General features: G+C 44.2%; 14 protein-coding genes. 3 read left to right on the top strand and 11 right to left on the bottom strand.

Annotated features, from left to right (window positions below; translation table 11 throughout):
* Window positions 1-165: 165 nt before the first annotated feature.
* Entirely contained in the window at window positions 166-1,098 is a 933-nt protein-coding gene (locus Tfer_RS06985) for a group II intron maturase-specific domain-containing protein (protein ID WP_052217594.1), read from the bottom strand.
* Between the two features lie 1,167 nt (window positions 1,099-2,265).
* Between Tfer_RS06985 and Tfer_RS06980 the strand changes: the two genes are divergently transcribed.
* Entirely contained in the window at window positions 2,266-3,258 is a 993-nt protein-coding gene (locus Tfer_RS06980) for a Fic family protein (protein WP_052217592.1), read from the top strand.
* Window positions 3,259-3,729: 471 nt separating this feature from the next.
* Here Tfer_RS06980 and Tfer_RS16525 read toward each other — a convergent pair whose 3' ends face one another.
* The 3 genes from Tfer_RS16525 to Tfer_RS17115 all read right to left on the bottom strand — a co-directional run bounded on the left by Tfer_RS16525 (window position 3,730) and on the right by Tfer_RS17115 (window position 4,363).
* A complete protein-coding gene (locus Tfer_RS16525) occupies window positions 3,730-3,903 on the bottom strand; it encodes a hypothetical protein (RefSeq protein ID WP_160315537.1) in 174 nt (57 codons plus the stop codon).
* Between the two features lie 124 nt (window positions 3,904-4,027).
* Complete coding sequence (locus Tfer_RS06975; protein ID WP_013119571.1) at window positions 4,028-4,204, bottom strand: tautomerase family protein; 177 nt, start codon at window positions 4,202-4,204, stop codon at window positions 4,028-4,030.
* A gap of 27 nt (window positions 4,205-4,231) precedes the next feature.
* Complete coding sequence (locus Tfer_RS17115) at window positions 4,232-4,363, bottom strand: hypothetical protein (protein ID WP_013119570.1); 132 nt, start codon at window positions 4,361-4,363, stop codon at window positions 4,232-4,234.
* Between the two features lie 588 nt (window positions 4,364-4,951).
* Here Tfer_RS17115 and Tfer_RS06965 point away from each other — a divergent pair.
* Window positions 4,952-5,383, top strand: coding sequence for a type II toxin-antitoxin system HicB family antitoxin (locus tag Tfer_RS06965; protein WP_052217588.1), 432 nt, complete (start codon window positions 4,952-4,954; stop codon window positions 5,381-5,383).
* Window positions 5,384-6,340: 957 nt separating this feature from the next.
* Here Tfer_RS06965 and Tfer_RS06955 read toward each other — a convergent pair.
* From Tfer_RS06955 to Tfer_RS06930, 5 genes are all read right to left on the bottom strand, one after another.
* Window positions 6,341-7,171 carry an FAD/NAD(P)-binding protein gene (locus tag Tfer_RS06955; RefSeq protein ID WP_052217585.1) on the bottom strand — a complete coding sequence of 277 codons (831 nt, stop codon included), beginning with the start codon at window positions 7,169-7,171 and terminating at the stop codon, window positions 6,341-6,343.
* A complete protein-coding gene (locus tag Tfer_RS06950; RefSeq protein ID WP_052217583.1) occupies window positions 7,168-8,193 on the bottom strand; it encodes a 4Fe-4S dicluster domain-containing protein in 1,026 nt (341 codons plus the stop codon). Before Tfer_RS06950 ends, Tfer_RS06955 begins: the two co-directional genes overlap by 4 nt.
* Window positions 8,194-10,251: a formate dehydrogenase subunit alpha gene (fdhF, locus tag Tfer_RS06945; RefSeq protein WP_083436832.1), complete on the bottom strand. Its 2,058-nt coding sequence runs from the start codon at window positions 10,249-10,251 to the stop codon at window positions 8,194-8,196.
* A 22-nt stretch (window positions 10,252-10,273) separates the two neighbouring features.
* Window positions 10,274-10,693: a helix-turn-helix domain-containing protein gene (locus Tfer_RS15975; protein ID WP_160315536.1), complete on the bottom strand. Its 420-nt coding sequence runs from the start codon at window positions 10,691-10,693 to the stop codon at window positions 10,274-10,276.
* 130 nt (window positions 10,694-10,823) lie between these two features.
* Window positions 10,824-11,018: a hypothetical protein gene (locus Tfer_RS06930; RefSeq protein ID WP_013119559.1), complete on the bottom strand. Its 195-nt coding sequence runs from the start codon at window positions 11,016-11,018 to the stop codon at window positions 10,824-10,826.
* Window positions 11,019-11,199: 181 nt separating this feature from the next.
* Here Tfer_RS06930 and Tfer_RS06925 point away from each other — a divergent pair, with 181 nt between their 5' ends.
* Window positions 11,200-11,595: a helix-turn-helix domain-containing protein gene (locus tag Tfer_RS06925; protein ID WP_013119558.1), complete on the top strand. Its 396-nt coding sequence runs from the start codon at window positions 11,200-11,202 to the stop codon at window positions 11,593-11,595.
* Window positions 11,596-11,919: 324 nt separating this feature from the next.
* Here the strand turns inward: Tfer_RS06925 and Tfer_RS06920 are convergent, their stop codons facing one another.
* Both Tfer_RS06920 and Tfer_RS06915 read right to left on the bottom strand, forming a co-directional pair.
* Window positions 11,920-13,125, bottom strand: coding sequence for an MFS transporter (locus Tfer_RS06920; RefSeq protein ID WP_052217576.1), 1,206 nt, complete (start codon window positions 13,123-13,125; stop codon window positions 11,920-11,922).
* A gap of 18 nt (window positions 13,126-13,143) precedes the next feature.
* Window positions 13,144-13,494, bottom strand: coding sequence for a PadR family transcriptional regulator (locus Tfer_RS06915; RefSeq protein WP_052217574.1), 351 nt, complete (start codon window positions 13,492-13,494; stop codon window positions 13,144-13,146).
* Between the last annotated feature and the right edge of the window lie 59 nt (window positions 13,495-13,553).

Below are 13,553 nucleotides of genomic sequence, written 5' to 3'. Positions count from 1 at the left end.
TCTTTAAACCCCTTGTCTTTTCAAGGGTTTTTTATTTTTTAGCTACAAATAGACAAAAAACATTTCACCGTCACGGTAGGACTGCCGGTTACCCGCCAACCCCCGCACAGATCCCGGCGTGCGGAACTACCGCACCGGGCTCTTCAGTAATACTCACTTCCGTAATCAGACAAAATCAAATTCAAGTTCTAACTGGCAGTTACGACTCTCCATTATTCGAGGCCGCAATATTTTGTATCTGTCCAGGGTTTTCCGAAATTCCATCCAGTTGAAGCTCCGCCTTCGGCTCCTTCGATTTAGCCATTTATATAGGATTCTTACGGCATTTTGGTAGAACTCGTTAATTCCTTCATAGTTGCCGATAATCCTATAGTAGTTGTGATAGCCTCGAAGTTTCGGATTTAATTGCCCGAATAGCTTTAATAGCCGGTTGTTCCGGTTCTCCCGGCACCATTCTTTGAATGCCTGCAGGGATTTCCGAACTTTCTTCCCGGAGGTTCTCCTCTTAATTATGTCTTTCCCCTGTCGTGACGTTCCCCATCGGTATTCGAAGCCCAAGAACTCGAAGCTTTGGTTTTCTTCCTTGCGAAATCGGGTGAACCGGATTATCCGGGTCTTTTCTTCTGCTAACTCCAGCCGGAATTTCTTTAGTCTTTCCCCGCACGACCGGCGCGGTTTTTGCACCTGGTCCGCAAAAATCGTGACACCAAAACTGTCGTTTAGAACGCCGTTAGTCGGCCATTCTGCAAAGCCGCTCATTTGAGTCGGCTTTATTGCTTTGTTGAGTAGGAACGGCCCATCGGCCAGGCACGCGGCGGCCTTTTCCCAATGTGCCGCCTGGCCGGTGGTACCAAATGAGCGGCGTGGCAGGTCGTAGTAGTAGCCCTGGCCCCTACCCCCTTGGTGGCGCGATTTTTGCCAGGTAACTGCAAAAACCGTGGCAGCCGAGGACGGGACAAGTTGGGTCGGAGCGAAGCGGAGCTGTTGTGTCGTACAGCTTCGATGCTGCGGCTTCGTCCAACATGTGTTGCCGCAATTGAGCATATTAAGTAACGGTTTAACGCCGGCAGTGCCAGTGCTTTGCCGGTGTTTTTGCATGCTCAACTGCGGAAACACGGCTTTATGTTAGGCGATGTGACTTGCTGACCCGCATCATTTACTTTATTGCCACAATGAAACCATTATATTTTCAAATAGTCTATAAAGTATTAGACCAGTCACTACAACAGCAATCATGATCTTCAGCCTTTTTGGAAGCGGCTCTAGAAATGTACGGCGAAAAACACCAGATTTCATTTTTTCGTCTATCTGCAAAGGTCAAAATAGGTTTTGTATCTTTTTCTAGCTGTTTTATATATTCATGCAAATCCTGCTTTTGATTATTAATCTTCATTGAATCACTCAACCCAACTAATCATCTTTTTCTTTATTTCGAGATACAAATCGATATAAACTAAAGAACAATCCTGACAATATAATCATTAATACACCCGTCCATAGTTGAAACGGACCGCTACCCATTGCCCTAAACGGAAACGGCTTGGAAGTGAGCCAAATCATTGTAGAATATGACCCATGAATTAACAAAAACAATATCAACAACATTAGTAAAGGCAATACTGCCAAAATAAGAAAACAATATTTTTTCAATATGATGTGCCTCCGAAAAACCCCTATGGAGCAAGTCATTTCGCCTAAACACGTCCCTAAACGAACAAAGTTCGTCTGTCCCATCTAAATTATACCATAAAAATCCATCTCAAGCATTAACCTTGCTAATCCCTAGATTCCTGAGGCTGAATAAAATATTGCTTCCTGGCCAGGAATGACCGGTCCAATAAATGTGGGCCGACGTTTAGCTCAGACTGTGCTAATCCCTTGAGTTCCGTCGGCCGCAGGCTGGGCGCACCGGTCAGGCCCGGCCAGGTCAACCCACGGGAGCAAAAAAATTTTTACCGCCTGGAAGAATTACAACCAAGTAGGAAAATTTTTTTGTACAGCCCTTGGGACCAGCTTTCCGCCAGTGGGGTTGATTAAGAATTGCCATAATTACATGTTTACAAACATACAAACATATTCCCTAAAAAACGCTGCTGAGACAGCCGCAGGCAAGGGTAGTACCAGCGTAGCTGACACTACTCCTATATATATGAGGAATAATTTTCGACAAATTGTAGCTATTGCAAAAAACTTAATAAAAAGCTACAATAAAATTGTAGCTAGTTGGTTAAACTAAAATTAAAGCTACAATTTGGAGGAATTACTATGAACAGGGGAAGACCCAGCTTAAAGAAGCTGCTTGAGAAAGTTAAAAGTGAAATAACCGTATTCCATAAAGAAATGGGCGGGTTTCCTGCAAGCCTGGAAGCAAATGAAATCTGGAAAGACATTTGGCTTGAAGAAACACACCATTCTACAGCTCTGGAGGGAAATACACTAAATTCACGAGAAATTTATAAACTGGTTGAACAAGAAATTGTAACTGGCAACAAAGAAATCAGACATTACTTAGAGGTGCAGGGCTATTCCAATGCAGCAAGGTGGGTATACGAGCAGGCAGTAGAATCATATAAACAACAGGATAAAATAATAACTGTTCAGCACATAAGCCATATTCACAAATTACTTATGGGACCGGTTTGGACATCATATCCTCCCGTAACAGGAGACCAGCCCGGCCAATTTCGCACAGGACCGACTCCGAGAATAAGAGGGAGCTCGCTTAAACTTCCTCCTTCCGGTGACGTGCCTGACTTGATCAACGAATTAATAAAAAAAATAAATGACGGTCCAGGAGACTTATCCGTTTGTGAATGGGTAGCTCTAATACATGCCGAATTTGAAAAAATTCACCCTTTTAGCGATGGGAACGGCAGAACCGGCCGGCTGTTAATGAACTATATCCTTATAGTTAATGGTTATCCACCGGCAATTATTCTTAAAAGCCAGCGCCCCAAATATCTCCGGGCACTTGAACGGGCGCAGAGCAAAAATCCTGATTATACAATGCTTGCAGAACTGGTCGCAAGAGCGGTAAGGGACAATTTAAATAAACTAATGTTACCTAAACTTTCCAGGAAAGAAGACCTGGTCCCACTGAGTACTTTAGCAGAAGGTACGCAGTACCAACCAAGCTACCTTCGCCGTTTGGCCCAGGAAGGAAAACTTAAGGCCGTTAAAGAGGGAAGCCTCTGGTTATCATCCAAGAAATGGTTGCAGGAATACATCGATTCCCGTAGTCCGCGCGGAAGAAGATAGGCGAACATCCTGAACAAAAGGAAATGACTCTTGTGGTCCGACAATTGCTAATCCCTTAACATATCCTTCAAGGAGTTGATCAAGTCCTTCCTGAGTAACAATACGAACATTTTTTACCGGCCTTTCGACGTAGGGTATTATACTAACAACCCGATATTTAGCATTTTTATAATTTGTCAATTCCTGTTGGCTGATTTCCAGAACCTCAGAAGGTTTTATAGTGTAATCATGGATAAAACCATTTAAGTAACTTAATAACGAAATGCCTATATCAACAATAGATTTTGCATCCTGTATTCGAACCTCTTGGCCATGAACTGCTCGATTGCATAAATATATAACCTCTGTGATAGGTTGTGATTTATGCAACCATACTCAAACAAAATGTTTAAAGCATTGATTTGTGCAACGTTTACATAATCAAGAGCACGTTCTAAGCTAAATTCATGTTTAGAAAACACTTCCAGAATTTCAGTTAAGAATTTCAGTCTGCTTTTTAATAACCTCAGTTCTTATAAGCTGCAAGAATGTTTCTTTGGCCCGAATGTATGTCAAAATTGCTACAATAGTAGCGCTCCCTGTAAAGATAATTGAAAAAACATCTTTTATCCAAGTAGAATTGCTTTTTAAGAAATCAACTATCATGCTTGTCCTCCCCGAAATTGCGCCGTTTCGCTTAACCGCCAAAATGCCGCGCCGCTGTATGCTTTACGGCTGCGGCTTCGTCCAACACGTGTTGCCGCAGTTGGGCATATTGAGGAACGGCTAATCACGTTTTATTTTGTGCTATCTCGAAATTTTGAGGTTCTAATTCATAGAGCCGCTGCATCCTATCATAATCCGGAATCTTGATCGCTTCGACTAGTGCTGCGTGAATTCCATTGAGTAAGGCTTTTTTATAGGTGTCACTCTTACCTTTGAATATCTCTACCTTAACTAAAGGCATTATTATCCCTCTATTTACAATAAATTTCTATAAATGACCTTCCTCTTTTAATTCTTTAATAGCATTTTTTACGGCCGACTTTATTACAAAATATATTATTAAAATTCCAACAACAGGATAAAGAATCATCATAGATAACTCGAAAATACCTAAGTTCATAGTGATACCTCCATATTAATTCAATGAGAACTGTTATTTTAAAAAATTGATACGTCGATGGCACAATTTCGCCTAAGACATATTGGCTAAACAAACTTTGACTTCCCGCATGGCTGGCGCGGTTTTTGCCTCCCCAGACCCTTGCTCCCTATTCGCAAGACCACGACAGCCGAGGACGGGGCAAGTTGAACGGAGCGAAGCGGAGCCGTTTTGGGTGTTGTTAGAGGAAGTGCCCCTTGTTCAGATTCTATTTTTATGGTATCATAATTAATACCAGCAAAGTATTATTGGTATTAAATATGGTATTTTTGTTTAATATTTCATAGGAGGTTCCAGTGACTAAAATCGAGAAACGGTTTCAAAGAATTCTCAACAATCCCAAAGACATAAAATGGTCAGAGCTTCAAGCGGTTCTTAACAAATTTGGCTTGATATGCGAACCACCCGGAAGTGGTAGTCACTGGTCTGTTTATGACGAAAATTCAGATGCTATCATAACCGTGCCTGTTCATATATAACCGAGTTAAAGCCATCTATGTAAAAAAGTTAATTGCTCTAATCAAAGAAGTTAGAGAGGAGAAATAAAGTATGACCAAAGACTTTGAATACTACAAAAATCTTAAATATAGCGTTAAGTTGATACCTATTTCTGAAGAAGACGGCGGTGGCTGGCTTGCTGAAATACCTGAACTTAAAGGATGTATGTCCGATGGGAAGACACCGGAAGAAGCTTTAAAAAATATAGAAGAAGCGAAGATGGTTTGGATATCTACCGCGCTTAAAAGAGGGCAAACAATACCTTTACCAGAAACAGAGGATAATGATAAATATAGCGGAAAATTTACTCTTAGACTCCCAAAGTTCCTCCATAAAGAACTTTCTCTCGCTGCCCAAAAAGATAATATAAGCTTAAATCAGTATATTCTCAGCCTGGTTGCTCTAAATTTCGGAAAAAACTCAAGAAAATCCGGAACTCCTAAAACGTCAACACGAAAATCATCAAAATCACGCTCCCAATAATGGGAGTTTTCTTTTTCCCAAATTAGGGGCAACTTCGCCTGCCGCATTTGGATAGAAACGAACTTGCCACGACCTGCTTGGTGGCGCGATTTTTGCTACCTGAGATTGCAAAATTAGAATTAAAAAAATATTTCTAAAAGAGATGGTTTCATGAACAACCGCAATTGAGCATAATGAGTAATTTTTTAACACCGGCAGGGCTGGTGCTTTGCCAGTGTTATGGCATGCTCAACTGCGGAAACACGGCTTTATGTTAGGCGATGTTGTCACTTAGCCCTAGAGTTTGTTTTTAACTTTGTTCTCCTCCAAGGTTTCTAGCCTACGATTTATTTGTTCTAAATGACTCTCGATTGCATTTATTTTCTTGAAAACCCTTGCTGGTATTACAAATATAAGTACAAAGATCCCTATCAGTATCAAAATGTTTACTATTTGCCAAAGAAATTTAAGCGCATCAAATCCCATAAAAGTTTCCTCCGTAGCTTCTTTAATCTAGGCGTTCGGGTTCACCGTAAAACCATTGTATTAACCCACACCTGGTGCCTATCAAGGTCGTAGCAGACTTATTAAGCCAGTCTAGGTTCATAAAAGTCATCCCTGTGCGCTTCGCGACATATAGTTTTCTGTAAGTCTCTCTATTGTTGATTATTCAACATGTTCCGCCTTTTTCCTGCCGGTGGAACAACCATTGCTCCAAGGCTATACCTTCCCAGCTAAGGAGGGGTGGACAGGGTTCTCCGCTACCAGGGAGCTTGATGCTGCATAACCTGAGTCACGGATGACGATTTGGCCGGGTCCGGTAATTGCAACCAAACGAAAGTTACACTGTCTCTACCCGTAACCTCGGAGCAACGGATGTTTTACCTCCATAGTGGGCATTGCCTGGCAAGGTTTCGCAGCACAAAGCTCCGTGATAGCCGGACACCCCACCCACCCTTCCAACAGACCGGCATTTTTTTATTCCCCAAAGCCCAGTTCCTTCATTTCGTTGTAACGAAATACCGGGCCTTCCATGCAGATGTATTTGCCGCCCAGCAGGCAATGCCCGCATTTACCGATGCCACACTTCATGTAGTTCTCCAGGGTGGAAATTATATTTTCCTCTTTAAATCCCAGCGCCAATAAGTCCTTGATGACAAAAGGTATCATCACCGGCGGGCCGCAGATAAAGGCCGTATAGGTTGCGGGGGTCAGCTCTATTCTGGGCAGCAATTGGGTGACCAGGCCTACATTGCCCTGCCATTGGGGGTCCCCCCTATCCACGGTATACAGCACCTCTGTATCAGGCTCGCCGGTCCATCGGGTCAGTTCACGGGTGAACACAATATCCCCCGGCGTACGGGCGCCGTATAAAATCTTTACCTTGCCGTAATCCTGCCGGTTATCCATTACCCAGTTAATCAGAGAGCGCAGGGGCGCCAGGCCAATACCCCCGGCAACAAAGAGTAGGTCAAAGCCCTTCACCTCGTCAGCCGGGAAACCGTTGCCATAAGGCCCCCTGATGCCCACTTCATCCCCCGGCTTCAGTTGATGAATTACTTCCGTCAGTTTACCCACCCTTTTAATACTCAGTTCAAGAAAACCCTGCTGCGATGGCGATGAAGTTATTGATATAGGCGCCTCGCCCACGCCCAGAACAGATATTTCCACGAACTGAGCCGGTTTATATTGAAACCTCTTCTGCTCCTCCGGGTCGGTAAATACCAGGGTGAATGTCTTGGTATCGGCTGTTTCATCAATTATATTTTTTATTACTGCGGGTTTAGGTGTTAATTCGTTTTTATTCATTTCCCCACCTCCGCCGTTACCTTTTTGAGAACATCCAACATGCTGATGTGCCCCAGACAAGTAAGGGAACAACGGCCGCAACCGGTACAACCTGGGAAACCGTAGGTTTCCGGATATTGTTTCAGCTTATGGGCAAATCTTTTCTTCAGGCGCTCCTGCCGGCTTTTTATCAGGTTATGCCGTCCCGCCATGCGGGTAAAACCTTCAAAAATGCAGGAATCCCAGGTTCTGACCCGTTTCCCTTCCAGGTCCTTGTTTTCCCGGTCCACTACGTTGTAGCAGAAACACATGGGGCAGACATAAGAACAACTGCCACAGGCGGCGCATTTGCGGCTTATGCCGCTGACAAACTCATCATCTATTAATGAATAACAGGCCCGTACGTCAGTCAAAGGCAGATTGGCCACCAATTTTTGCATAGCGGTTAATTCATACCTGGATTTTTCACCCTGCTGCTCGGCAGTGGCTTCTTCGAAAAAATACCGGTATTTTTCTACGGCATTGATGCCATTAGGAGTAATGGGGGTGGCTATAAAGCTCTTCCCCATGTCCGCCAGGAAAATGTCGGCCCCTTCATGATAAAAGGGTCCGAGGCCCATGGCATGGCAAAAACAGTTGGAATCCGGGTCATTACAGCCGACCACTATCAATAGAGTATGTTCCCGGCGCTTCCGGTAATAAGGATCCTGGTAATTTTCCGTAAAAAACCGGTCAGCCTGGATAATTGCCTTCAAATCACAGGGCCGCAAGCCAAAAAATATTCTGGGGAACTCATCGAATACTTCTTTTATTGTGCCAAAAGAACGTTCCCTGAAAGTGAACAGGGTTTCCTCCTGCGGCAAAAAAAAGGGCTTGGCGGAATATAACGTCTTTTTGCATTCAAGCAGTATATTATCGGGGTTAAAAGCTTCTTTGAAAATTATATCCCCGCCCTCCAACCGAATAGGAGCTACGAGAATACCGTGTTTAATTAATTTGCGCAGCCACGCTTTGACCAATCCCTTGTTTAAAATATAGTCCAATTAGTCCACCCCCTTTATCTTGACGGCACAGACCTTGTATTCCGGAATCTTGGCAATGGGGTCCACAGCGCTGTTGGTCAGCAGGTTGGCGGCTGTTTCCGCAAAATGGAAGGGCATAAAAACTGTTCCGGCAGGCACAGTATCGGAGACACTGGCCCGGCAGACCACTTTGCCACGGGCGGAAGAAACTTCCACCGGCCAACCGTCTCTTATCCCAATTTTCTGGGCATCTTTTTTATTGATTTCCACGTAACCGTCGGGGACTTCCCTCTGGATAACTGAAGTCCTGCCGGTCATGGTCCCTGTATGGAACTGGTAGGCAGTGCGGCCTGTCGTGAGTATGTATGGGTAATCATCGTTTGGTGTTTCTGCCGGCGGCCGGTAATCAACGGCATGAAACTTGCCCCTGCCGCAACTGAACCGGTCTTTATGGAGGTACGGAGTACCTGGATGCTGCATGTCAGGACAAGGCCACTGCAAACCCTTTTCATCTTCCAGTCGTTGGTAGGTAATCCCGCGGTAGGCAGGTGTAAGGACAGCTATTTCTTCCATAATCTCTTCCGGTGTCTCATAACCCATCAGGTAACCCATTTTACAGGCCAGGGCTAAAATTATGCGCCAATCTTCCATGGCTTTCCCCTTGGGCGCCAGAGCCTGCCGGACGCGCTGCACCCGGCGTTCCGTATTGGTAAAGGTGCCTTCTTTTTCGGCAAAACAGGCCCCCGGAAGTACGATATCGGCCAGAGCAGCCGTCTCTGTCAAAAAAATGTCCTGCACAATCAATAATTCCAATTTTTCAAAAGCTTTCCGGACATGGTTTATGTCAGGGTCACTGACCAGCGGGTTTTCACCCATAATGTATAAACATTTAATTTTGCCTTCTTCTGCGGCCCTGATCATTTCTGTTAAGGTCAGTCCCGGTTCGGCAGGCAATTTTACCTGCCAGGCCTGTTCGAACTTGCTCCGGGCATCTTCATCGTCAACTTTTTGGTATCCGGTCAGGACATTGGGCAAAGCTCCCATATCACAGGCGCCCTGCACATTATTTTGGCCTCTTAAGGGGTTCACTCCCGTTCCGGGCCGGCCTATATTGCCCGTAAGCATGGCCAGGTTGGCGCAGGCCCGGACATTATCCACACCGGATGTAAACTGGGTCAGACCCATACAGTAGAAAATCATTGCTTTGTCTGCGCCGGCATATAACCTGGCTGCCTTAACCAAATCACCGGCGGGAATACCCGTCAATTGCTCGACATAGATGGGACTATACTTTTTAACAACCTGCTGAAGCTCCGCAAAACCATCCGTTCGTTCATCAACAAAAGTTCGGTCGCACAGGTTTTCTTCAATTATCACATGGGCTAATCCGTTCAACCAGGCCACATTTGTGCCCACTTTCGGCTGTAAATAAAGAGTGGCATAATCAGCCAGGGGTATTTTGCGGGGATCAATAACAATGAGCTTTGCTCCTTCTTGAATGGCCTTAAGTATTTCCGCCCCCACCTGGGGGTGCTGTTCTGTTGTGTTGGAACCTGTAACCAATATCACATCTGCCTGGGATATCTCATCAATAGAATTAGTCATCGCTCCACTGCCAAAAGATGCCGCCAGACCGGCGACTGTTGACGAGTGTCAGAGGCGGGCGCAATGGTCAATGTTATTTGTGCCTACAACAGCCCGGGCAAATTTCATAAACAGGTAATTCTCTTCATTGGTACATTTGGCAGAACTGAAAAATCCCACTGCATCGGGCCCGTATTTTTTAATTATTTCTTTTAATTTGCCGGCAGTTTTGTTCAAAGCGTCGTCCCAGCCCGTTTCCCTGAGACTGCCCGCTTCCCGGGCCAGCGGAGAAAGCAGCCTGTCAGGGCTGTTTATAAATTCAAAGACATTCCACCCTTTTACACAGAGCCTTCCCCTGCTGACCGGATGCTCGGCGCTTGGTACTACACCTGTTATTTCTTCCTTTTCATTGACCATCAGATAAAAACCACACCCACATCCACAATAAGGGCAAGTAGTCAGGACCTCTTTCAAAGGAAAACCTCCTCTCCCCAAAAATAATTTTTCTGTTTTAATTTTATTCCCGGGGTTCCGGCACTATCCCCATTCCGCAGGTTAATTCCATCATTTGCTTGCATTTGGCCCGTTCAACTTCCGTACAGCCCACTTCCTCCAACTCTTTTTTAGTTATGTTTTTTCCCCGGGCTACTAAATCGCAATAGTACACCCAACCGTTCATTGTGGGATATTCCATACGGTATTTACACATTTTGAATTCCCCCTCCACATAATCATCAAAAGTGAATAGCTCAAATTCTCTGACTCCCAAGGCTTTGGCCAGGGCGCGGGCTATTTTTTTAGACGGGTTTTTAACCTTACCGTTTTCGATTTCAGACAGGTAGCTTGGACTAATCTGCCCGTTGGCCAGTTGAGATATCTGCCGCAAGCTGAATCCCTTGGTTTTTCTGAGGGCCTGTATTTTTTTTCCGTTAATCATAGACATCTTTCTCCTGGCACACAAAGAAATAATTAACCATTAAGAATAAGAATGAACAATTAATAAGGAATATTAAAAAATTAAAATCATTTTTATATGCCAACTGCATATATTCTAATTAGATACTTTTTTAACCGTCTGCCGGTTCTGGAACCAAGCCGACCCCAACGGCTAATTCCATCAGGCTTTGGCAGATTTTCCGCTGCTCCGGAGTACAGCCTATCTCTTCCAATTCCCGGGCAGTTAACTTTAATCCAAAGGCTACTGCGTCGCAATAATAATACCAACCGTTAATGTTTTCGCCTTTTCTAACGTACGGGCACATAATCTCACTCTCCCACTTAATTGCTGAATTGGCGCCAACCAGCGTTCGCTTTGGTAAAAACTTAAAGGCATCTGTTCAGAATAGCGAACAATTAAATTAAAAAAAATTGTGGTTTTGGTAAATTATATGTTCGCTATACCGAACTTTTGCCTGTCCAGAAATTTTTTTCGGAGGAAGCTGCATGAATAATACTCTTGGTGACAAAATAAAACATTTATTATTTTTACGATCCATGAAACAGGCTGATTTGGTTAAAGTATCAGGCGTTTCCAAAGCAACCATAAGTGAATTAATCAATAATAAACAAAAAAACCCCTCTATTGAAACAATTGAAAAAATAGCCAAAGCCCTACGGGTATCGCCTTTATATTTCCTGGAGGAAAATGCCGTTACCCCTTTGGAAGTTGCTCCTCATTTACCTCAACATATCCGCGAATTCATTCTCAACAGCGAAAATATGGATTATATTGTTCTGGCTCATAAATTAAAAAGTAAAAACCTCCCTGTGGAGGTCATGGAAAAGATAATAGAATCCTATGAATCCCTTATCCAAAACAAAAAATATGCAAATTCATAAGATATCTTTAAGACAGTCAGAGCATATAATATAACATAAGTCTTGCAGGTATTGAAGGTATGGCCCGTGAAAATACGAATTGTAAATTTTCAAGGTTACATTAAATGGCTGGTAACCACAGAGGTGATTTTCGTCGATCCTTTGTACCTTGACGAACTTTTGGAAAAAATCCAAATAACCACTAAGTTATAACTGTAATAAAAAAACAATCGTTGCTCATTGTTTCACCATTACATTGTGTTCACTGCCGGAATTAATATTAAAGGGACCGCCCAAAATCGTTTTTGGGACAGTCCCTTTTATCATTTGGTAACGCCTATTTGACTATTGATATAAAGATTTTTGGGCTATTTCTACTCTTGCACCCTGTTCCAGAGGGGTTTCCCCCTTTAACAAAAGTCCGATGATTCCTGCCAGCAATGGTAAAATAAAGATTAGGTGAATAGCAGAATAAATCCCAAAGTGATCCGCATATTTACCAATCAGAGAAACCGCCAAGCCACCCGCACCGATAGCAAAACCCAGACTCAATCCGGAAGCAAGTGCCTTGTTCTGTGGGATCACTTCCTGAGCGGCTACTACTGTAACCGAGAACGAGGACAATAGCGCCATCCCGCCAACGGCCAACAAGATAATAGACAACACTCCTTTGGTATAAAGGAATCCATAAAAGAAGAAGGAAGCGAGGATCAGAGAACCGACTATGAGAGGTTTTCTGCCGTAGCGGTCCGAAATATAACCTCCAATGACTCCCCCCACCGCTCCTGTTGCCAGTGTGGCAAACATGAGATACCCGGTAGTTTCCGGTGAAAACTTCTCGGCCAAAAAATACATCGGTAAGAGGGTCATCAAACCAGTGTGTACCAAAGAGCGCAACGCCACCACTACCATCAGCTTAACCAGCTCTGATGAGGCTTTTCTAAGATCCGATACCACTTTTCCCAGTCCCGGAACATCGGCTCCATCGGATTTGATTCTGGGAGCAAACCAATAAAGAAGCAAACTGACCAGAATCCCGGGAATTATAACCAGCCAGGTATAGCCGGTACCATACCTGTGAAACAGGGGCAAAAGCAGCACAGGACTTATGGCCAGGCCTATGTTACCCATAGCAATAAAGGACGCCAGTACAAATCCTTTTCGACTGCCGCTTGCCTCTCCCACCATAGCTGCCGCCTGGGGGTGAAAAGCGGCCGTACCCATTCCGGCTAACGTCGAAACAACCAGTAGTAAGCCATAGTTTGATATATAACCGGTTATCCCCAGTAAAATCGACATCCACAACGTCCCCACATATACCAGCCATCGCTGCCCTTTCTGGTCTACCAGGTAGCCGAAAACCGGCTGCACCAAAGAAGAGCTTACAGTGAAAGCGGAAACCAAAGCTGTTCCGGCAGCAACGGTTAAGCTATGAGCGGCAATCATAATGGCCACGAATTGGGGAAGAAAGTTGGCATACATATCGTTGACCAGATGGGCCACGAACAATACACTTACAGGCGCTAATTTAGCTTGCGATGTTGATGACATGTTTATTTCCTCCTGGTGTTAATCTTTTTGAGCTTTTAATTTTTCATACGTTGTCAAAAAATAGTTCAAATTAGCCCTCCGCAGCTCTATGTCATGTTTCCAGCTGTCCAGCTTATTCCAGCCCGCCGGTGTAATCCGATATATCTTACGGGCCGGACCGGATTCAGTGATATTCCAAACAGACGTCACCGCTCCCTCTTTCTCCATCTGCTGCAGGGTACGGTATATAGCTCCGGTATCAGCCTGAAACAGAGGCAAATTATCATTTAAAGCGCTGTAAATGGCACCGCCGTGGGCCTCTCCCTGCGCTAGGACCAGAAGTATAAATGCAGGTAAATGGCGATATTGTTGTCTCTTTTTTGCCGGCATATTAATGACCCCCTTTCCCAATATACCGACAGGCCATTTTTTCTAACTATATTTTACAG

Source organism: Thermincola ferriacetica, assembly GCF_001263415.1.
In the GTDB taxonomy this organism is placed as follows: domain Bacteria; phylum Bacillota; class Thermincolia; order Thermincolales; family Thermincolaceae; genus Thermincola; species Thermincola ferriacetica.
Note: the sequence above shows the minus strand (reverse complement) of the source record. Positions and strands in the feature narration are given on the sequence as shown.